The organism is Halarchaeum rubridurum (genome assembly GCF_014647115.1).
GTDB lineage: Archaea > Halobacteriota > Halobacteria > Halobacteriales > Halobacteriaceae > Halarchaeum > Halarchaeum rubridurum.
Genome location: NZ_BMOO01000005.1, coordinates 67,561 through 87,723 on the forward strand (window position 1 = coordinate 67,561; position 20,163 = coordinate 87,723).

Annotated in this window: 20 protein-coding genes and 1 pseudogene; 10 read left to right on the plus strand and 11 right to left on the minus strand. The window is 68.1% G+C overall.

What is annotated here, in order from left to right; all coding sequences use genetic code 11:
* Window positions 1–158: 158 nt before the first annotated feature.
* Window positions 159–1,397 carry a mandelate racemase/muconate lactonizing enzyme family protein gene (locus IEX84_RS11105; protein ID WP_188872651.1) on the minus strand — a complete coding sequence of 413 codons (1,239 nt, stop codon included), beginning with the start codon at window positions 1,395–1,397 and terminating at the stop codon, window positions 159–161.
* 48 nt (window positions 1,398–1,445) lie between these two features.
* Window positions 1,446–2,657, minus strand: a complete 1,212-nt coding sequence (locus IEX84_RS11110) for an HAD family hydrolase (protein WP_188872652.1) — start codon at window positions 2,655–2,657, stop codon at window positions 1,446–1,448.
* A gap of 191 nt (window positions 2,658–2,848) precedes the next feature.
* On the opposite strand from IEX84_RS11110, the gene gfcR reads away from it, so the two are divergent.
* Window positions 2,849–3,514, plus strand: coding sequence for a transcriptional regulator GfcR (gfcR, locus tag IEX84_RS11115; RefSeq protein ID WP_188872653.1), 666 nt, complete (start codon window positions 2,849–2,851; stop codon window positions 3,512–3,514).
* A 75-nt stretch (window positions 3,515–3,589) separates the two neighbouring features.
* Complete coding sequence (locus tag IEX84_RS11120) at window positions 3,590–4,033, plus strand: glutaredoxin family protein (RefSeq protein WP_188872654.1); 444 nt, start codon at window positions 3,590–3,592, stop codon at window positions 4,031–4,033.
* Window positions 4,034–4,151: 118 nt separating this feature from the next.
* Here IEX84_RS11120 and tnpA read toward each other — a convergent pair.
* Window positions 4,152–4,601: pseudogene (gene tnpA, locus IEX84_RS11125) on the minus strand (IS200/IS605 family transposase).
* A 44-nt stretch (window positions 4,602–4,645) separates the two neighbouring features.
* Between tnpA and IEX84_RS11130 the strand changes: the two are divergent.
* The gene (locus IEX84_RS11130) at window positions 4,646–5,947 is read left to right on the plus strand and encodes an RNA-guided endonuclease InsQ/TnpB family protein (protein WP_188872655.1); all 1,302 of its coding nucleotides are present in this window, start codon (window positions 4,646–4,648) and stop codon (window positions 5,945–5,947) included.
* A 131-nt stretch (window positions 5,948–6,078) separates the two neighbouring features.
* Here IEX84_RS11130 and IEX84_RS11135 read toward each other — a convergent pair whose 3' ends face one another.
* On the minus strand, window positions 6,079–6,924 hold the full coding sequence (locus tag IEX84_RS11135) for an aldo/keto reductase (RefSeq protein WP_188872656.1): 846 nt from the start codon (window positions 6,922–6,924) through the stop codon (window positions 6,079–6,081).
* A 137-nt stretch (window positions 6,925–7,061) separates the two neighbouring features.
* Here IEX84_RS11135 and IEX84_RS11140 point away from each other — a divergent pair, with 137 nt between their 5' ends.
* Entirely contained in the window at window positions 7,062–7,793 is a 732-nt protein-coding gene (locus IEX84_RS11140) for a hypothetical protein (protein ID WP_188872657.1), read from the plus strand.
* Here IEX84_RS11140 and IEX84_RS11145 read toward each other — a convergent pair.
* Window positions 7,790–8,908, minus strand: a complete 1,119-nt coding sequence (locus IEX84_RS11145; RefSeq protein ID WP_188872658.1) for an aminotransferase class V-fold PLP-dependent enzyme — start codon at window positions 8,906–8,908, stop codon at window positions 7,790–7,792. The genes IEX84_RS11140 and IEX84_RS11145 overlap by 4 nt on opposite strands.
* Before the next feature lie 44 nt (window positions 8,909–8,952).
* Window positions 8,953–9,477, minus strand: a complete 525-nt coding sequence (locus tag IEX84_RS11150) for an NUDIX hydrolase (protein ID WP_188872659.1) — start codon at window positions 9,475–9,477, stop codon at window positions 8,953–8,955.
* 212 nt (window positions 9,478–9,689) lie between these two features.
* Between IEX84_RS11150 and IEX84_RS11155 the strand changes: the two genes are divergently transcribed.
* On the plus strand, window positions 9,690–11,441 hold the full coding sequence (locus IEX84_RS11155) for a 2-oxoacid:acceptor oxidoreductase subunit alpha (RefSeq protein WP_188872660.1): 1,752 nt from the start codon (window positions 9,690–9,692) through the stop codon (window positions 11,439–11,441).
* Window positions 11,438–12,304: a 2-oxoacid:ferredoxin oxidoreductase subunit beta gene (locus tag IEX84_RS11160; RefSeq protein ID WP_188872661.1), complete on the plus strand. Its 867-nt coding sequence runs from the start codon at window positions 11,438–11,440 to the stop codon at window positions 12,302–12,304. Before IEX84_RS11155 ends, IEX84_RS11160 begins: the two co-directional genes overlap by 4 nt.
* Before the next feature lie 234 nt (window positions 12,305–12,538).
* Here IEX84_RS11160 and IEX84_RS11165 read toward each other — a convergent pair whose 3' ends face one another.
* Window positions 12,539–12,679, minus strand: coding sequence for a VOC family protein (locus IEX84_RS11165; protein ID WP_188872662.1), 141 nt, complete (start codon window positions 12,677–12,679; stop codon window positions 12,539–12,541).
* A gap of 287 nt (window positions 12,680–12,966) precedes the next feature.
* Between IEX84_RS11165 and IEX84_RS11170 the strand changes: the two genes are divergently transcribed.
* A complete protein-coding gene (locus IEX84_RS11170; protein WP_188872663.1) occupies window positions 12,967–14,229 on the plus strand; it encodes a digeranylgeranylglycerophospholipid reductase in 1,263 nt (420 codons plus the stop codon).
* A gap of 185 nt (window positions 14,230–14,414) precedes the next feature.
* Here IEX84_RS11170 and IEX84_RS14750 read toward each other — a convergent pair whose 3' ends face one another.
* A complete protein-coding gene (locus tag IEX84_RS14750) occupies window positions 14,415–14,549 on the minus strand; it encodes a hypothetical protein (RefSeq protein ID WP_268237657.1) in 135 nt (44 codons plus the stop codon).
* A 58-nt stretch (window positions 14,550–14,607) separates the two neighbouring features.
* Between IEX84_RS14750 and IEX84_RS11175 the strand changes: the two genes are divergently transcribed.
* On the plus strand, window positions 14,608–15,891 hold the full coding sequence (locus IEX84_RS11175; RefSeq protein ID WP_188872664.1) for an RNA-guided endonuclease TnpB family protein: 1,284 nt from the start codon (window positions 14,608–14,610) through the stop codon (window positions 15,889–15,891).
* Window positions 15,892–16,094: 203 nt separating this feature from the next.
* Here IEX84_RS11175 and IEX84_RS14755 read toward each other — a convergent pair whose 3' ends face one another.
* A complete protein-coding gene (locus IEX84_RS14755; RefSeq protein WP_268237658.1) occupies window positions 16,095–16,226 on the minus strand; it encodes a hypothetical protein in 132 nt (43 codons plus the stop codon).
* Window positions 16,227–16,305: 79 nt separating this feature from the next.
* The gene (locus IEX84_RS11180; RefSeq protein WP_188872665.1) at window positions 16,306–17,052 is read right to left on the minus strand and encodes a proteasome assembly chaperone family protein; all 747 of its coding nucleotides are present in this window, start codon (window positions 17,050–17,052) and stop codon (window positions 16,306–16,308) included.
* Between the two features lie 123 nt (window positions 17,053–17,175).
* On the opposite strand from IEX84_RS11180, the gene IEX84_RS11185 reads away from it, so the two are divergent.
* Window positions 17,176–18,084: an RsmB/NOP family class I SAM-dependent RNA methyltransferase gene (locus IEX84_RS11185; RefSeq protein WP_188872666.1), complete on the plus strand. Its 909-nt coding sequence runs from the start codon at window positions 17,176–17,178 to the stop codon at window positions 18,082–18,084.
* A complete protein-coding gene (locus IEX84_RS11190) occupies window positions 18,084–18,644 on the plus strand; it encodes a DUF7122 family protein (RefSeq protein ID WP_188872667.1) in 561 nt (186 codons plus the stop codon). The genes IEX84_RS11185 and IEX84_RS11190 overlap by 1 nt, the downstream gene beginning before the upstream one ends.
* Window positions 18,645–18,647: 3 nt before the next feature.
* Here IEX84_RS11190 and IEX84_RS11195 read toward each other — a convergent pair whose 3' ends face one another.
* Window positions 18,648–20,159: a DUF790 family protein gene (locus IEX84_RS11195; RefSeq protein WP_188872668.1), complete on the minus strand. Its 1,512-nt coding sequence runs from the start codon at window positions 20,157–20,159 to the stop codon at window positions 18,648–18,650.
* Window positions 20,160–20,163: the final 4 nt, after the last annotated feature.

A 20,163-nucleotide genomic window follows, 5' to 3' on the forward strand; every position in this document is an offset into this window, starting at 1 on the left:
TCGTCGAACTGGGCAGGACTCCGTCCTGCGTGCTCAACGAGGCTCCGCTTCGCTACGCCTCGTCGAACTGGGCGGAGCGGAGCTCCGCTTGCCCGACGAACCCTTTCAGGCTTCGTCGAACTGGGCGACGCGGGGCGTCGCGTGCTCGACGAGTCGCTTCACTCCTCGTCGAACAGCGTCTCGCCCTCGACCATGTGCGCCTCGACGGCGTCCATGTCGAGCGTGAGACCGAGGCCGGGCTTCTCGGGAATCTCGATTCGGCCGTCCTCGATGACGTCCTCCTCGACGAGGTCCGCCCACCAGCCGAGCTCGTAGGAGTGGTACTCGACGGCGAGGGCGTTCGGGATGGCGGCACCGACCTGCGCGGACGCCATCGTGGCGATGGGCGAGGAGACGTTGTGCATCGCCACCGGGACGTAGTACTGGTTCGCCACGTCCGCGATCTTCTGCGTCTCGCGCATCCCGCCGACCTTCGGGAGGTCGGGCGCGACGATGTCGACCGCCTGGTTCTCGATGAGCCGACGTTCCTCGGTCACGCGATAGCGGTTCTCGCCGACCGTAATCGGCGTGAGCGTGGACTTCGTGACCTCCTCTTGCACCTCGAGGTTCTCCGGCGGGACGGGGTCTTCGAGCCACCAGACGTCGTACTCCTCGATGGCGGCCGCGAGGCGCTTCGCGCTCCCGCCGGAGAACGTCCAGTGGCAGTCGAAGGCGACGTCCGCGCGGTCCTTCACGCGCTCCGTCACGGCCTCCACGATTTCGGCCTTGTGCCGAATCTCGCCCGGGCGGAGGTGGCGGTTCGCGCGGTCCTTCTCGTGACCGGAGGGGACGTCGAGGTCGAACTTGAGGGCGTCGTAGCCGAGTTCCTCGACGACGCGCTCGGCCTCGTCCGCGCAGGCCTCGGGGTCGGCCTCCGCCTCGGTGTGACAGTCGCAGTAGACGCGCACCTCGTCTCTGTACTTCCCGCCGAGAAGCTGGTAGGCGGGCACGTCGAGAATCTTGCCGGCGAGGTCGTGGAGCGCGACCTCGATGCCGGCGATGGCGGTGACGGTGACGCCCTCGACGCTCCCCTCGCCGCTCATCTTCTGGACGAGGTGCTCGTAGAGCCGGTCGATGTCGAGGGGGTTCTCGCCGATGACGAACGGCGCCATCCGGTCGATGAGCTCGGGGACCCCCGCGCCCCAGTAGGCCTCACCGGTGCCGACGATGCCCGCGTCCGTGTAGATACGGACGAGCGTCCACGGGAAGTTCCCATCCACCATCGTCGTCTGCACGTCCGTAATCTCGACGTCGCGCCCGCCCCCGCGCTCCGCCGTTACGCCCATCGTGTCCGCGGAGAGTTCGCGCATCGTGTACTCCGCGTTCGGGTCGTGGAGCTCTCGGTAGTCCTTCGCCATAGTGGCGAGATTCACTCGACGTAGGGTAAATCTTGTGAGTCTTTCCCGTTAGTCACCGTCCGCGAGGCGATTGAGGGCGTAGACGGTGCGCAGGACGTTCCCGGCCGCCCCGCGCGCGTACGTGAGCCCGTCCGTTCCCCGGACGTGGTCGAGGACGCGCGTCGAGGCGTGCTCGGGCGCGGCGGCGATACCCGCGTCGTTCGCCTCCGCCCACTCCATCACGCGCAGGTCGCTCTTCGAGTCGCCCATCACGAGCGTGAACGGGTCGTCGATTCCGAGCACGTCCAGCGCCGCCTCGACGCCCGCGACCTTGTCGAGTTCGCGCGCCGTCACCTCCGCCGCGTCGCCCTCGTAGTAGGCGAGCTGCACGCGATCGAGGACGGCCCCGACGTCCTCCGGGACGTCCTCCCCCTCGGGGAGCGCGTCCGCCTCGTCGAGAACCGCCGCGATTTCGGGGTCGCGCGTCGCGTAGTAGGCGCGCACGTCCGCCGGCGTCGCGTCGTCGATGGCCGCCGCGAGGAGCTCCGTGACGTAGACGATGGCCTCGTCGATTATCTCCACCGCGGCGTCGCTCCCCGTCTCGTGGTTCGGCTTCAGCGTGACGTTGAACTCGTTGCCCTGCAGGTGACAGCCCCGCCGGACGCGCTCGGGCGCGTCGCGGAGGACGCGCGAGCGGACGTAGCCGAAGACGTCCCGCACGCGCTCGTCGAGGTCCTCGTAGAGCAGGCGCTTCGTCTCGGAGCCGTGGCCGGGCGTGAACACGCCGCTCCCCGCCTCGTAGACGACGGAGACCTCCCCCGAGTGGACGAACTCGTTGCCCAACCCCTGGTTGAGAAAGCCCTTCACGTTCTCCAAGGTCTGGCCCGTGCAGACGACGATGGGAACGTCGTGCTCGTGGAAGACCGTGAGGAGGTGAAGGGTCTCGCGCGGGATTTCGTTGTCCGTGCTCCCCGCCGAACGCAGCGTCTCGTCGACGTCGAGCACGAGGACGTTCACGGGCCGTCCGTGTTTGCTGTGGAGGTCGAGAGCGGTGAACGCCTGCTCGCGCGTCGCGTGCGCGGCGAGCGACGCGTACGTCTCGCCGTGCGCGTCCGCCACCGAATCCCGGCGCTGTGCGAGCTCGTCGCTCGCCTCCTCCCAGTACTCCAGCGCCACCCGCGAGTCGACCGGCGGGAAGAGGTCGATGAAGTCCTGATACGCGCGGAGCGTGTCGGTGTCGAACGTCTCGTACAGCGCGTACAGCTCGTCGTACCGCTCCATGGTCCGTGTCGTCGCCGTCGCCGTATAAATGGCCCCGGTCCCGCGTCGCGTCCCGCCGCACGCCGTCACGCACGTGACCGCGTCGTCGTGTACCACTTCGTACCCACCGCGCGCCGTCGCACGCGCCGTCGGCCGCCGCTCGTCCCTCGGCAACGAAACGACCATACAACCGGCCCCCGAACCCGCACGACATGAAGAACGTCGACGACCTCATCGACAGCGCCGGCGACCTCGCCGCCCGCGGGCTCTCCCGCGGCGAGATCGCCGACGAACTGAACGTCTCGCGCGAGACGGCGAGCTGGCTCGTCGAGCGCGCCGGCCGCAGCACCGGCGCGACCGACGTCGAGACCGAACCCGCGAGCGCCGGCGGCCCGCAGGACGTCCACGTCGACTGGAGCGCCATCGGCGAGGCCGGCGCGCGACTCTCCGCCGTCGGCGTCGCACTCGCCGACCTCCTCCGCGAACACAGCCACGACGTCGACCTCGTCATCGGCGTCGAGAAGGCTGGCGTCCCCCTCGCCACCGCCGTCGCGCGCGAACTCGAAACCGACCTCGGGACGTACACCCCCCGCAAGCACCAGTGGGAGGAAGGGGACATCGAGGACCTCGGCGGGAGCTTCAGCCGCAACTTCGCGCAGGTCGAGGGCCGCGACTGCTTCATCGTCGACGACACCATCACCTCCGGCACCACCATCAACGAGGCCGTCGAGGCCATCGAGGAGACCGGCGGGCACGCCATCGCCGCCGCCGTCCTCGTCGACAAACAGGGCGTCGGCGACGTCGAGGGCGTCCCCGTCGACGCGCTCATGCAGGTCATCCGCGTCGGCAACGACAGCGACGCCGACGGGGACGAGTAAGCCGTTCGCTCGTTCGGGGGCGACGTAGTCGCCCCCAGCACAACGCCTTTCCCCACTCACCGCCAATCGGTGTGCATGACGTTCGACCCGATGAGCGAGGGGCTGGACGACGACGAGGTGCAGGAGACGGTGGACGCGGCCATCGAGAACAACGACGTCGTCCTCTTCATGAAGGGGACGCCCGTGATGCCCCAGTGTGGCTACTCGAAGCGCGCCGTCGGCCTCATCTCGCAGTACCGCGAGGACTTCGAGGCCGTCGACACCCTCCAGAACCTCGGGGCGTTCCGCGAGGCCCTGAACGAGCACTCCGGCTGGGAGACGATTCCCCAGACGTACGTCGACGGCGAGTTCGTCGGCGGGAGCGACGTCCTCGCGCAGCTCGACGAGGAGGGCGACCTCGCGGAGACGCTGAACGCCGACGACGCCGACGCGGATGCGGACGAAACCGAGGAGGCCGACGCGACGGCCGCCCCCGACGGCGGAAGCGACGAGGACGAGGACCTCGATGCGCCCTTCTAAACGACCTGCGAGGGCGATTTCCCCGACCCACCGGGGTCGGGGGTGTCACCAGAACGCTTCGCGTTCTGGTTGCTAACCAGAAGTCTCCGACTTCTGGTGATGAAGCCCGACACTCGACTTAGTGTTCTGTCTCCTCGATATACCGTTCAACCACTTCCTCCGACACGGCTCCCGTCGTTCCCACGTAGTATCCGACCTTCCAGAATCCACCGCCCCAGAAATACGACTCCCGAATCTCGGGATACCGTTCCAGTAGGTGGTTTCCTGAGTACGACTTGAACTGCCGAGCAATATCTGCTGGACTGTGTTTCGAATCTGTTTGCACGAACAGGTGTACGTGGTCGTCTGCAATCTCCAACGCCAGAATTTCGTGCTCGAAGTGGTCGGCAGTCTCCGCAAACAACTCTCGCACATCGACCTCCACTACATCGAGAACCGGGTGGCGGTACTAAGCGGGATCGGAGATCCCGCGAGGTACGCAAATCGAAGATTTGCTTGACTTGGGACACCAGACGAAGTGATACTTGCAGGAACTGACCGAATGTGCGTGACTGCGGTACTCCTCCATCCCTCTTCCCTATATTTATGACAGTCTGGAACGATTGTCAAAGCATGGGTGAAGAAGCCACGAAAACCATTCAGACGCGCCTACACATAGCGTCTGGTGAACGGTCGTGGCTTCACGACGCCCGCCTCGCTTCGCGCGAGATATTCAACGAGACCATCCGCCTCACACAACACGGGGACAGTCGCACCGAGATACAGCGAGAGGTTGACCGCGACGACTTCTTGCGGAACAACAAGTGCGCGGTCGTCGGCAAAGCCCTCCAGACGTGGGACTCCTACCAGTCACTCAAAGAGTGGTGGGAGAATCAAGACGACCCAGATAGTGGTAAGCCGACGCCGCCGAGTACGGACAGCTCTGGTGCGTACCCGCTCGTGATGGCGCATACGGAGGGCTATCGCCTTACCGTTGACGACACGAACCGCGTCCAGTTCCGCATCAGCCCGAAACCCTACAAGAAGGTGAGAGGCCACCTTCGGAGTGAACCGGACGCGATGGACGAACTTCGAGACGCTCTCGCGTCGGACGAGGTGGATGTGGGGCAAGCCGAACTCCTGTACCGCGATGGCGTGTACTACCTACACGTCACGGTCACACGCGAGTTCGACGTGCCCGAACCCGACACCAGCGACACGCTTGTTGGCGTGGACATCAACGAGCGCAACGTCGCTCTCACCGCCCTCGACCGCGAGACGATGCGGACGAAGGGCACACTCGTCCCCGACTCCGGGCGAGTAAAGCAGGAACGCCAACGCTACCACACGATCACTACTCGCTGTCAGGAACACGGCAAGACGAGCATCCACCGGAAACTCGGTGACAAGGAGGAACGATTTACCGAGTGGGTGTTGCATCGGCTCTCCCGTGCTGTCGTGGAGTTCGCAGAGCAGTTCTCGAATCCGGTTATCGTGTTCGAGGATATGAGTGGCATCCGCGAGGAAATACAGTACGGCTCGTATATGAACCGCCGGTTGCACAAATTGCCGTTCCACAAGTTCAAGAAGTTTGTCTCGTACAAGGCAACGTGGCGAGAGATTCCGACGGATACGGTGGATGCGTACTACAACTCGAAGACGTGTTCGTGCTGTGGTGAGCGTGGCAGTCGACAGGGACGGCGGTTCCGGTGTCCGAACGACGAGTGTGACGTGGCGCAAGACCACGCTGACCGGAATGCGTCGGTGAATATTGCGTGGCGCGAGAGGGCGAAACTCGACGGTAATACGACGAATTACCGGACTCACAAAACCCAGCCGCAGGTCAGGTTGGTGCGTCTGTCCGGGTCGGGGCGTGTAAGCCGCCCAACCTCATCCCGTTCCCTTGCGGAACAGGGAGTGCTAGCGCACGGCTGAGGGAATTACAAAAGCCTCGGGCCACCGCGCCCCAGGCTGTTTACCCCCGCTCAATCGCGACCGACGCGGTTCTTCTCTCGACGCGCTGTGCCCGAGAGTCACTCACGTCGACCGAAGCGACGGCGTTCGCGTTATCTGTCGTCCGGCAGGTCGTTCCACGGCGCGAAGCCGGGGTCGACGCGGCGCTCCGCGGCGTCGATGGCGTCGATCCGGCGGATGTCGTCGTCGCTCAGTTCGACGCCGAGGCTCTCCCAGTTGTCCGCGATGTGGTCCTCGGAGGTGGCCTTCGGAATCGCGGTGACGCCCTTCTCGCGGAGCCAGGCGAGCGCGACCTGCGCCTCGCTGGCGTCGTGGTCCTCCGCGACGTCCGCGAGCACGTCGTCCCCGAAGACGTCGCCGCGCGCGAGCGGCGAGTACGCGACGAGTTCGACGTCCGTCTCGTCCATGAACGAGCGCAGCTGGCGCTGCTGGAGGAACGGATGCATCTCGACCTGGTTCGCGAAGATGGGCTCGTCCATTATCTCCTGGGCCTCCTCGATGTGGCGGCGCTCGAAGTTCGAGACGCCGATGTGCTCGATCTTCCCCTCGGCCTTCAGCTCCTCGAGGGCGGGCAGGGTCTCCTCGGGGTCGTACGTCCGGCCCGGCCAGTGGATGTAGAGCAGGTCGACGTAGTCGACGCCGAGTTTGTCGAGGCTCTCCTCGGTGCTCTCGATGACGCCCTCGCGGTCTGCGTGGTCGATCCAGACCTTCGTGGCGAGGAAGACGTCCTCACGCTCGACGTCGGCGTTCTCGATGCCGCGCCCGACGGACTCCTCGTTGCCGTACGCTTGGGCGGTGTCGATGTGTCGATACCCCATCTCCAGGGCCGTCTCGACGGCGTTCGCGCACGCCTCGGGGTCCGTGTTCTCCCACGTCCCGAGTCCGAGCCGCGGCATCCCGTTCGCGCGCGGAACGTCGTCGCTGGTGAACTCCGACATACCTGTCACGTCTTCCGGAAGCGCCAAAGGCGTTCGGGCGCCGGCGAAGCCCCCCACCGACCCGATTCGTGTGACACGGTAGCGCACTATACGGGCGAACGCGCCCGCTTTTGTGTGTCGGGTCCCGTGTGGGGCGTATGGAGACGGTCTACGAACTGCTCGCCGACCTCCCGGCGAGCGCGACGCTCCGCGCGCCCCCGGCGTCGCTCCCCGCCCGCGAGGTCCGCGCGACGTCCTACAAGGTCGGCAACTACCTCCGCTCGCGCGGCGTCCACCGCGGCTCCGGGGTCGGCGTCGCCGACGTCCCGGACCCGAAGACGGTCTTCGCCTTCCTCGGGTCGGCGCTCCTCGCCGCGCCCGTGACGTTCGACCCGCCCGGGTCGTTCGACGGCCGCGCCGTCGTCGCCCCCACCGACGCGCTCGCCGACTACGACCTCGGCGCGGGCGGCCAGCGCGTCGGCTACGGCGCGAAACCCGACGACCCCGCCGACGGCCACTTCGAGGGCGGCGTCTGGAGCGAGAATCCCGCGTTCCCGCCCGTCTCGTTCGACGGCGACGTCCCGGCGCTCCGCGACGCCGAGGGCGGCGACGGCCCGAGTCAGCGCCTCCTCCTCGACGCCGCCGGGACGGTCGCCGCCGACCTCGACGCGGACGACGTCGTCGCCGTTCGCGCGCCCTTCGCGGACGATGCGACCGTCGTCGCCGTGCTCGGTGCCTTCCGCGCAGGTGCGACGGTGCTCCTGCCGGGCGTGGACGACGGGGAAGGTGCAGAGGGAGCGACGGGCGATACGACCGACGGGCCGGTCGGCGACGTCGCCATCGTCACGGGCGACGTGACGGTGCCCGAGGACCGCGTGCTCGCGCCCTAGTTCTCGACGTCGGCCATCGCCGTCAGGAGTCGCTCGACGTCCTCCGCTGTGTTGAAGACGTGGAACGACGCGCGCACGGCGCCCGTGGGGAGCGCGCGGACGACGACGCCCCGCTCCCGGAGACCCGCGACGAGCGCCTCGGGGTCGTCGCTCTCGAAGGCGACGAGACCGGACTCGGGCGTGTCGGGGCCGAGGAGTCGGTCGTCCGCGAGACCGTCGACGAAGCGCTCCGTGAGGGCGTCGATCCGGTCGCGGATCGCGTCGAGACCCACCTCCTCGACGACGTCGAGCGCCTCCATCAGGCCCGCGTGGGGGCCCGGCGAGACCGTCCCGACTTCGAGGCGCCGCGCGCCGGGGTGGAACTCGTAGCCCGCGCCCTCGGGGTCCCGGACGCTCCGGTAGCCGACCTGGAGCGGTTCGAGGCGCTCCGCGGCGTCGGGGTCGACGTAGAGGAAGCCCGCGCCCCACGGCCCGCACAGCCACTTGTGGCCGGCGGCGGCGACGTAGTCGGCGCCCCACGACTCGACGGGCATCGGGGCCTGCCCGGGCACCTGGACGGCGTCGACGAGGACCTCCGCGCCCGCGTCGTGCGCTTCGTCGACGAGGTCCGCCACGGGCAGGCGGGTGCCGTGGGTCCACGTGAGCGCGGAGAGACAGACGAGCCGGGCGTCCGCGACGGCCTCGCGGTACGCCGCGCGGTCGATTCGACCCCCGGTGGTGGGGACGACTCGGGTCCGCACGCCGTGACTGTCGCGGAGGCGACGCCACGGGAGGACGCCCGCGGCGTGCTCGACGTCCGTGCGGACGACGACGTCGCCGGGCTCCCAGTCGATGGCGGTGGCGATGCGGTTCACGCCGTCCGTCGTCGACTGCGTCAGCGCGACGCTCGACGGGTCGGTGTCGAGGTGGGCCGCGAGGCGCTCGCGCGCGTCGTCGAACAGTTCGGCCGCCGAGACGTAGGGGTTCTCGGTGGCGTGCGCCTCGTACTCGTGGCGTTCGAGCGCGGCCTCGGCCGCCTCGACGACCCGTTCGGGGGACGGCCCGCTCGCGCCCGTGTTCAGATAGGTGGCGTCGTCGAGCGCGGGGATGTCCGCGCGGAGCGTCTCCGGGTCCATACACGCACTCCGTCGCCGCGGGACAGAAACCTTGGGGAGAAGCGCTACTCGTCGTCGGCGAGGCGCTCGCGGATCGGCGCGGCGAGTGCCTCCGGTGGGTCGTCGAACCAGCGCGCCTCGACGATCTCGTCGCTCGGGTCGAGGTCGGCCTCGGTGCCGAGCGGTTCGGCCTCGAAGTGAATCCAGAGACCGCTCGCGCCCTCGCCGCCGTCGACGAGCGTGAACGTCTGCCGGCGCGCGCGGAACGCGCCCGTGAGCACGCACTCGACGCCGACCTGCTCGGCGACGTGGCGCTTCGCGGTCTGCTCGTGGTTCTCGTGCCGGTCGAGACTCCCGCCGGGGAGGTCCCAGACGTCGGGGTTCTCGCGGTAGCGAACCAGCAGGGTCCGCCCGCCGCGTTCGAGCAACGCCCGCGCGCCGCCGAGGCGGCCCTCGCTCGCGCTCGTCATGCACTGCACGAGCGCCTCGTGCGGCACGGTGGTCCGCTCCTCGACGACGGGGAATCCCCCGTACGCCCCTCGCAGCTGTTCGATGGTTTCACCGACAGCCGCGCTCCCCTGTCGCGACATACCTCCTCGTAGGGGCTTCGCCGGGAAAAACTGTTGGGGTCGCGCCCCCGATTCGTCCCGTTCTATCGTTCACGTTGAGTGTCCGTGACATGGCATATCATTCCCGATGGACGTACGTCCAGAGAATCTCTCGCACGGCCGTATTCGGTCATCTCACGGCCCGATTGTCGCTTCAGAAGCCTTTTGCTTGCCCGCTTTGAACCGTCGGATACATGCACGACGACCTGAACTGGGCCATCGGCGGCGAAGCCGGCGATGGAATCGACTCGACCGGGAAGGTGTTCGCGCAGGCACTCTCCCGCGCCGGTCGCCACGTCTTCACCTCGAAGGACTTCGCGTCCCGAATCCGGGGTGGTTACACCGCCTACAAGGTCCGTACCTCGGTTGAGAAGGTACAGAGCGTCGTCGACCGCCTCGACGTCCTCATCGCGCTCACCGAGCGCACCGTCGAGGAGAACATGGACGAGCTCCACGACGACTCCGTCATCATCTACGACGGCGAGCGCACGGAGTTCAGCGACTTCGAGGTCCCCGAGGGGATGGTGGGCCTCGACATCCCGCTGAAGTCGCTCGCCGAGGACGCCGGCGGCGCGCTCATGCGCAACGTCGTCGCGCTCGGTGCCGTCTGTGAGGTCGCCGAGTTCCCCATCGAGAACCTCGACGAGTCGCTCCAGAAGCGCTTCGGCTCGAAGGGCGAGAAGATAGTCGAGAACAACAAGGAGGCCGCACGCCTCGGCGCCGAGTACGTCGACGAGCACTACGCCGACGACGTCGGCACGCTCGACTACGAACTCGAAACGACGGACAACGACTACGTCCTCCTCAACGGCGACGAGGCCATCGGGATGGGCGCCATCGCCGCCGGCTGTAAGTTCTACGCCGGCTATCCGATCACGCCCGCGACGGACGTGATGACCTATCTCACGGGACGCATCGAGGAGTTCGGCGGGCACGTCGTCCAGGCCGAGGACGAGCTCTCCGCCATCAACCTCGCGCTCGGTGCCGCCCGCGCCGGCGCGCGCTCCATGACCGCGACGAGCGGCCCCGGCATCGACCTGATGAGCGAGACGTTCGGGCTCGTCGCCACCTCCGAGACGCCGCTCGTCATCGCCGACGTGATGCGCTCTGGCCCCTCCACGGGGATGCCGACGAAGCAGGAGCAGGGCGACCTCAACATGCTCCTCTACGGCGGCCACGGCGAGATTCCGCGCTTCGTCGTCGCGCCCACGACGGTCGCGGACTGCTTCCACAAGACCGTCGAGGCGTTCAACCTCGCCGAGAAGTACCAGACCCCGGTCTACATCGCCTCCGACCTCGCCATGGCCGTCACCGAGGAGACGTTCGCCCCCGAGGAGTTCGACATGGACGCGGTCGAGATCGACCGCGGGAAGGTCGTCGACGAGGCGGACATCTCGCAGTGGCAAAACGAGAAGGACCAGTTCAAACCCCACGCCGTCACCGCCGACGGCGTCAGCCCGCGCGCCTTCCCCGGCACGGAGGGCGGCGTTCACATGAGCACGGGGCTCGAACACGACGAACTCGGCCGCCGGACCGAGGACACCGACGAGCGCATCGAGCAGGTCGATAAGCGCCAGCGGAAGGTCGAGACCGCCCGCGAGCAGGAGGACTTCAGCCCCGTCGAGTACGGCGACGCGGACGCCGACACGCTCGTCGTCTCCTGGGGCTCCAACGAGGGCGCGCTCGTCGAGGCCCTCGACTTCCTGGAGGAGGACGGCGTCGACGTGCGCGTCCTCTCCGTCCCCTACATCTTCCCGCGCCCCGACCTCTCGGAGGCCGTCGCGGACGCGGAGACGACCGTCGTCGTCGAGTGCAACGCCACCGGGCAGTTCGCGGACGTCGTCGAGAGCGACGTCCTCGAACGCGTCGACCGGATCAACAAGTACAACGGCGTCCGCTTCAAGGCGGACGAACTCGCGGCCGACATCAAGGAGGTCATCGCATGAGCTCAGACGTTCGATTCACCGACTTCAAGTCCGACAAGCAGCCGACGTGGTGCCCGGGATGCGGCGACTTCGGGACCATGAACGGCATCATGAAGGGACTCGCCGAGACCGGCAACAGCCCCGACGACACGTTCGTCGTCGCCGGTATCGGCTGTAGCGGCAAGATCGGGACGTACCTCCGCTCGTACGCCCTCCACGGCGTCCACGGACGCGCGCTCCCCGTCGGCACCGGCGTGAAGATCGCCAACCCCGACATCGAGGTCGTCGTCGCGGGCGGCGACGGTGACGGCTACTCCATCGGCGCCGGCCACTTCATCCACGCCGTCCGCCGGAACATCGACATCACGTACGTCGTGATGGACAACCGCATCTACGGGCTCACGAAGGGCCAGGCCTCGCCGACGTCCCGTCCCGACTTCGAGACGGCGACGACGCCCGAGGGCCCCAAACAGCCCCCGGTCAACCCGCTCGCGCTCGCGCTCTCCGCCGGCGGGTCCTTCATCGCGCAGTCGTTCTCCTCGAACGCCCTGCGCCATCAGGAGATCGTCCAGAAGGCCATCGAGCACGACGGCTTCTCCATCGTCAACACCTTCAGTCCGTGCGTGACCTTCAACGACGTCGACACGTACGACTACTTCCGGGACTCCATCGTCGACCTCGACGAGGAGGACTACGACCCCACCGACCGGGAGGCCGCCAAGGAGAAGATTCTCGACAGCGAAAAGGAGTACATCGGCGTGCTCTGGGAGGACGAGGACGCGGTCGACTACAACACCGCCCACGGCGTCGAGGGCAACATGGCCGACATCGACGAGAATGGTGCGCCCGACGGCGCGACCGACCTCGTTCGGGAGTTCTACTAGACGACCGTTTGCCGCGCCCCGCTTCGCCGGGGCTGGCAAACGCTCGGCCAAAAGCCCCGTCACCCACCTCAGTCGGAGCTTCGCTCCTCCTTGCTCACGTTCGCCTCCGCCTCACGTGAACTCCGGTGGGTTCGGGGCCTCGCGCCGACGGCGCGAGTGAATCGCGGCGCTCGGGCTTTTCAAGCCGCTCGCGCCGCGAACGCTAGCTCGCGCGGTTCGTTCTTCTCTCGTCTCTCACTCCTCGTAGCGCGCGATTTCGACGAGGTTTCCGTCCGGGTCGCGGACGTAGACCGAGGTCGTCCACCCGCGTGCTCCCTCTCGTTCGACGGGGCCCTCGGCGACGTCGACGCCCGACTCGCGGAGGTCGGCGAGCACCGCCTCTCACTCTCCTCCCGTCGACGCCCGCGACGGGTCGTCGACAGCAATCGGCCGTCCGGCGACGCGCGCTTCGGCGCGAAATCGTCGCCGATCGCGTGGCGGTCGATCCGAACGCGACGTGATCGACCCCGGCGCGGTCCACCGGGCGAGCGGACGCGCCCCGGCGGCGAGTCGGTACCCCGACTCGATCTGGGACGACCCTTCTGTTCCCCGGAAAGCGTCGGAATAGCGCCGGAGACGGCTATTCAGCAAGACTGATTAGCGCGACCCGGGTTCCAAGGGATATGACTGACCACTTCGACGTGGTTATCGCCGGCGCCGGGCCCGCGGGCGCGCAGTGCGCCAGGGACCTCGCGGCACGCGACTACGACGTGCTCGTCCTCGAAACGGAGAACGAGGACGAGTTCCCCCGACAGAGCAACAAGTCGACCGCCGGGACGTTCCCCGGGATGATGGGGTCGTTCGGTATCCCCGACGACGTCGTGATGCAGTTCACGGACGACGTCGTCCTCGAATCCCCGTCGAGTCACTTCACGCAGTCCCAGCCGGGCGCGGTGTTGGAGTTCGCCGAGTTCAAGCGCTTCCTCGTGCGCGAGGGCCGCGAACGCGGCGCCGAGTACCGCTTCGACTCGCGCGCGACCGCGCCCATCACGGAGAACGGGAGCGTCGTCGGCGTCCGCTACGACGGCGACGAGGAGGTCCGCGCCGACGTCGTCGTGGACGCCACCGGGCCCGCCGCACCGCTGGCGAAACAGCTCGGCGTCTCCGACCTCGAACGCGAGAACCAGGCCATCGGTATCGAGTGGGAGATGGAGGGCGTCGACGTGAACCACCCCGACTACGCGGACCTGACGGACGCGATGATGCTCCGCCTCGACCACGACCTCGCGCCCGGTGGGTATTCGTGGATATTCCACACGGGCGGCGACACCGCGAAAGTCGGCCTCTGCTACATCCAGAACGAGAAGTACCACTCGAACACGGACGGGATGAGCATCGACGGCTACCTCGAACACTGGCTGGAGTCCGACCCGCGCTTCGCGGACGCGGAGAAACTCGAAGGCAAACAGCACCGCGGGTCCGCGCACATCCAGCCGCCGAGCCAGCTCTCGACGGACGGCTTTCTCGCCATCGGCGACACCGTCCCGAGCATCGACCCGCTCTGGGGCGAGGGCATCCACAAGGGGATGAAGTCCGCGCGCGCCGCCGCGGTCGCCATCGACCACTGCCTCACGGGCACCGTCGACACCTCCGCCGAGGAACTCGGCATCTACGACGACCTCTGGCACCGCGACGTCGCGCCGGACGCGGGCGTCCGCCTCCTGATGACGCATCTGCTCTACTACGCGCCGAACGAGCGCTACGACCGCCTCATGCGCGACATCAACGACATCGACATCGAGACGCTCGCCGCCGCGAACGGCGGGAGCGTCCGCGCCATCGCGAAACTCCTCCACCGCGAGGACCTCCCGATGCTTCGGGACTTCGCCCGCGAGAACCCGGATGTCGTCAAGGTCGGCCTGAAGGACGTCGTCCCGTTCGTCTGAGCTACGCCAGCTCGAAATCTTCCATCTTCACGCGGTAAATCCGGATCGCGTCGATCCTGTCACGGGGGACGAGTTCGACCGTCATCTGTGCGGTAGCGAGGAAACCCTGCCGTTTACCGCGGGGAGGAATCGCGTTCGAGTAGCTGGGTGCTTCCGTCCGGGTCGCCCGGCTGTCTGTCCACTGCCTACGTCTCGTCGGTGTCCAACGCCCTGACGCCCTCCAGCATCAGCCCCTTCCAGGTGTACCCTCTCGCGTCCTTGATTGCTTTCAGTCGCTCGTACTGTTCGTCGTCTACCTCGAATCGGATTTCTATGCCCATGCATTCGTGTATCAACAGTGGGTGTTAAGTGGGTTCTGGTCGTATGCTGTCCTGTCGGATGGCCGCCGAAACAACCGCCACGAAAACGCTCGAAGCCACGCTTGCGCCACCGACGGCGCACAAAGAGCGTCGGCTTCAGCGTACCGTGGCGACCTACCGCCGCGCTCTTGACGATGCGTTCGAGAGTGGCGCGGACACGCAAACGGCGGTCAACGATGTCGTCACCGGCTACAATCTCACGTCCTACGCGAAAGACGCGCTCAAGAACTACGTCCCGCAACTCCGTCGGACGTACGACGCCTTCGAGGTGGCCGACGACCACCCCGTTCGGTTCACGAACCGGGGGTGGCGTCTCGACCACGCCGAAGAGCGAACCCACGAGTTCTGCTGGCGCGTTCCGCAGGCCGGGCGAGGTAACGCTTTCTGGATTCCGCTCCGCATCAACCCCGCTCAGCGGGAGTTGTGGACGGGCCTGCTCGACGGAGACGTGTCGGTCGGCGAGTTTCGACTCCAAGAGCACCGCACCAACTGGGTGCTTCACGTCACCGTCGAGTACGCGGTCGCGGAACCAGAGGAACCGGACGACCCGACGCCGGTCGGCTTCGACGTAGGTGAATCCAAACTCCTGACGGGCTGTGCCTGTCGGGACGGTACTCCGACCCAACCGATGCTGTTCGACGGCGGTCGCGCCCGCCACCTCCGCAAAGAGATGTTCACGACCCTCCGCCGGCTTCAGGAGCGGAACGCCGACTGGCGTGTGGACGAACGGTTCGACTACTACCAAAACGCCCTCACGGACATCGTGGAGAAGGCGTCTCGGCAGGCCGTCGAGTACGCCCAACAGTTCGAGAATCCGGTTATCGTTCTCGAAGACCTGTCGCACATCCGCGAGCATCTCGACTACGGGAAGTGGATGAATCGTCGACTCCACAATTGGGCGTTCGCGCGTCTCACCGGACGTATCGAGGACAAAGCCCTCGACGCGGGTATCCCGGTGCGGTTCGTGAACCCGGCGTACACCTCTCAGACGTGCCATGCCTGCGGGCACATCGGGTCGCGGAAGGCGCAGGCCGAGTTCCGATGCACGAACGACGAGTGTTGGGTGACGGAGTATCAGGCGGACATCAACGCAGCGACCAACATCGCCGGTCGCTTCAACCCGTGGGGAGAGAGCCTGCCGCTGAAACCGGCAGTCGATGACTCGCCACGGGACGGGAGTGCTTGTGACAGCACCACAGGACACCGCGCGCAGAGTCGGACATCCCGACAGACGACGCTCGCGGACTTTAGTTCTGAAACCTCCGACGACGAGGCTTCCCTTGTAGGAAGCCCCGCCCTTTAGGGCGGGCGAGGATGTCACCGTGAGCCGCTCCTCGTCGATGTCCGGGGTCCCGACGCCGGAGAACTCCTTCTCCGAGAGGTCGTCGTACCGGAGTAGCTCCACGTCGTCGTCGCTGTATCCGTTCAGAAACCCGCGCTTGGTTCGCACGCCGCCGTCCGCGCCCGAAAGCTCGATTTCGACGTAGTACTCCTTCGTGAAGTCGTTCAGCCCGTCCTTGACGTACGTCTGGACGGTCTTCTGCCACCGTGAGACGTTCCCGACGTCGAGCCCTTCGAGTCGTTCCCGCCGCTCTTCGAGTTCTTGCTGAGCTCCGCCCTCTCCTCGTCGTCTCCCATGGACGACGATAGTGCGTCACGTCGCAAAAAGATACGGCCCGGCGGTGAACCGTGGGCGTTGGTTCGGGTTACGCCGCCGTCACTCGAACATCCGCATCGACTGCGCCTGACTCGACTCCTCCTCGCTGGCCTGTTGCATCCGCTGGGCGAGTTGCTCCTTCTGGTCGCGAATCTGCTCGGCCTGCTCGACGAGCGTGTCGGTCTCGATGTCGATGTCGGCGATGGGTTCGATGCCCTTGTCGATGAGCTGTTTGGACGCGGCGGGGTCGGGGAACTGCGGGTCGGACTCGACGACGATGCCGACGCCGGTGAGGTCGTTGACGTCCGCGCGGTTGATGAGCGCGCCCGTGGGGCCGCCGACGACGCCCTGCTCGGGCGGGGCGTCGATGCCGTGTTCGTCGAGGACCGCGGCCCCCTCGCCGGTCGCGACGCCGAACACCTCGGGGACGTGTGCGGGGTCGTCCTCCTGGTCGGGGAAACCGCTGAGGTAGAGCGGTGTCGCGCCCACGTCCGTCACCCAGTCGGTGACGCACTCGGCGAACTCGGCGGCCGCGACGCGGTTGACGGGGATGTCGGCCTGGAGGGCGAGCAGGTCGCGCTCCTCGTCGGCGTAGAGGCGGACGGGCGGGCGCGCGGTGTAGTCGCCCTCGCCGTAGACGGCGACCTCCGGGAGCCCCTCGCAGTCGACGCTCCCGACGTACGCCATGTCGAACTGATCGACGAGGTGGTCGGTGGCGATCTTCCCGACGAGGCCGACGCCCGGCAGTCCCTCGACGAGCACGGGGTCGTCGAGGTCGAACTCGACTCGTTCTCTGACGCGTGCCATGGGGGCGACGACTCGCGCGAGGGGGATAAGTCCGGGGGCACGGCGGGGGCGGACGGGGGGCGACCCGGCCCACCGGGCGAAACGCAACCCCCAAGCGCCGGGGGCGCGAGTGGACGGACACGAATGGACGCGCTCGAACGCTACGAGCCCATCATCGACGACTACGCGGCGTTCCGCGAGGCGTGCGAGCGCCCGCTCCCCACGGTCGTCCGCGCGAACGGCATCAAGGCCGACCCGGACCGGGCGGTCGCGGCGCTGGCGGCCGAGGGCGTGGGCGTGACGCGCCGCGCGTGGAACCCCGCCGTCCTCGAAGTCGACACGGACAAACCCGGGAACACGTGGCCGTACTTCCACGGCTGGATTCACGGACAGGAGGAGGTCTCGGCGATCCCCGCCCGCGTCCTCGACCCGAGCCCGGGCGACGCGGTGTGGGACACCTGCGCCGCGCCGGGGTCGAAGACGACGCAGCTCGCCGACCTGCTCGACGACACGGGCCTGCTCGTGGCGAACGACGACAACCTCGGGCGGCTCTCGGCGCTGCGCTCGAACGCCGAGCGCCTCGGCGCGACCTGCGTCGCCGTGACGAACGAGGACGCGCGGCGCTTCACGACCGAGGGGTTCGGTATCGACGCCTTCGACGCCGTGCTCGCGGACGTCCCCTGCACCTGCGAGGGGACGATTCGGAAGAACGCGGACGCCCTCGACACCGTCGGCCGCGAGGCGAGTCTGAACATCGCCGCGCTCCAGACCGACATCCTCCGGCGCGCGATACGCCTCACCCGCGAGGGCGGGACCGTCGTCTACTCGACGTGTACGTTCGCGCCCGAGGAGAACGAGGGCGTCCTCGACCGCGTCCTCGACGACGAACCCGTCGAACTCGTGGACTTCGACGTCGGCCTCGACGCCGACCCCGGCCTCACCGCGTGGGCGGACGAGACGTACGACGACTCGCTGACGAAGGCCAAGCGCTTCTACCCCCACCGGAACGACACGGGCGGGTTCTTCTGCGCAAAACTGGAGGTCGGTGCCTGATGGCGGACGGCAACACGAGCCACCGCTTCGAGCGCCTGCCCGCGAACGCGGACGAACGCGCGGTCGAGGGACGCGCGACCCGGGCGGCCGTCCTCGACTACTGGGAGGAGCGCTTCGGCGTCCCCCGCGACGTCCTCGCGCCCTACACCTTCTGGGAGAAGGGCGCGGGGAAGATATGGATCGCGGCGAGCGACGTGCCCGACGGCCTCGCGGTCGAGTCGCTCGGGATGACGTTCCTCCGCACCCGCCAGGAGCACTGGAAGCCGACGACGAACGCCGCCCAGCGCTTCGGCCGCCACGCGACGCGGAACGTGATCGACCTCACGCGCGAGGCCGCCGAGGCGTTCGTCGCGGGCGAGGACCAGGACCTCGCGTGGGACGGCGACTGGGGGTACCTCATCGCCGCCCACGACGTCGCGGCCGGCGCGGCGGAGACGCGAGGTACGACCGGCGAGGCGAGCGACGAGGGGAGCGCGCGACGCGAACCGCTCGGCGTCGGTCTCTACCTCCACGGCGAACTCCGCTCGATGATACCGAAGGGCCGCCGCCGGGAGTTTTAGGTCCTACGCCTCCTTCTCGCGCACCACGCCGCCGCCGAGCCCCTCCCACTCCACGCGATAGCCGAGCGCGGCGAGCACGGCGCTCGTCTCCGTCAGCCCGTGCGCCTCGATACGCGCTTCGGCCTCGTCGAGCGCCATCCCCGCCGCCACCTCCTCGCGGAGGGCGTCGAGCACGTCGGGTCGGACGAGCGTCCGCCCGACGAGGTCGTGCTCGGGGAACGTCCGGGACTCGACGGCCTCGACGGGCACGCCGTAGGACTCCGCGAGGGCGTCGAGGGCGACGACGTCCGCGTCGGGGACGAGTTCGTCGGGGAGGTCGTCGCTCGCCGCCGTCTCCAGCTCCGCCTCGAACTCGCGGAGGGCGTCCACGACGTCCTTCACGCGCACCGACCCCGTGTAGGGAATCGCGCGGTGGTCGCGCGTCTCGACCTCGTCGCCCACGCCGAGCGACTCGTCGACGGCGACGAGCAGCTCGACGTCCGTCGCGTCGAGTTGTTCGAGTTTCTTCGCGACGTACTCGGGCGTCCAGAACCCCATTATCTCGAAGTACACCCTGAAGTCGGCGTAGCGGTAGTCGAAGGCGAAGTCCGGGACCATCAGGCGCTCGCCGGCGTCGAGGAGGTCGGGCTCGCGCACGAGGTCCCAGTCGAGGTCGAGGGCATCGAAGCGCGCCGCGAACTCGCGCTCGACGCCGCTGTCGTAGGAGACGTCGGTGACGGGGTCTGCGTCGGGGACGCGCAGCGGGTCGGCGTCGGAGAGGACCATCGTCCGCTCGGTGCCCCGGTCGTCGACGGTCGCCTCGATTCGCCACGTCTCGCGCCCGACGACGGCGCGGAGGACGCGCGCGAAGCGGGTGCCGTACCGTCTCGTGCGGCGGAAGAGCGCGTCCGGGCCGGTGAGGACGACCTCGCGGCCGACGCCGCCCTCGAGCTCCCGGACCTCGTAGAGGAGGCCGAGGCGCTTGATGGCGAGGACGAGCGAGCGGGGGTCGTCGGTACGGACGCGGACCTCGGTCGCGTCGAAGAGCGCGGTCTGCGCGAGCGAGAGGTTGTACTGCGCGACGAGGGCTTCGGCGTCCCAGCGCGGGTCGAGCGCGGCGAGCACCTCGCGGGACTCCCGGTCGGCGTGGAGGCTCCGCAGGACGCCGTCGGGGGTCTCGTCGAGGCGCTCGGCCGCGTCCGCGAGGGCGGCGTCGCGCTCCGCCTCCGTGACGACACCGACGTCCTCCGCCGCGGCGAACGCGACGTTCCGGGCCGTTCGGGGTTCGACCGCGGCGCGCACCTCGAAGGTCGCGTCGCGCTCGACGAGCTTGGCGAAGCCCCGGACGAGCTTGAAGTCGGGCGCGTCGCGTTCGAGGGCGGTGAGGGCGTCGGTCAGCGTCGCCCGCTCCGCGCCGACGGCGTCCCGGTAGGCGTCGAGGACCCGGTCGGCGACGGCGGTGTCGTCCGCGTCGGCGAAGCGCGGCCGGTAGCCGCCGCCGGCGCGCGACACCCGCAGGAGGTCCTTCGTGAGCACGACC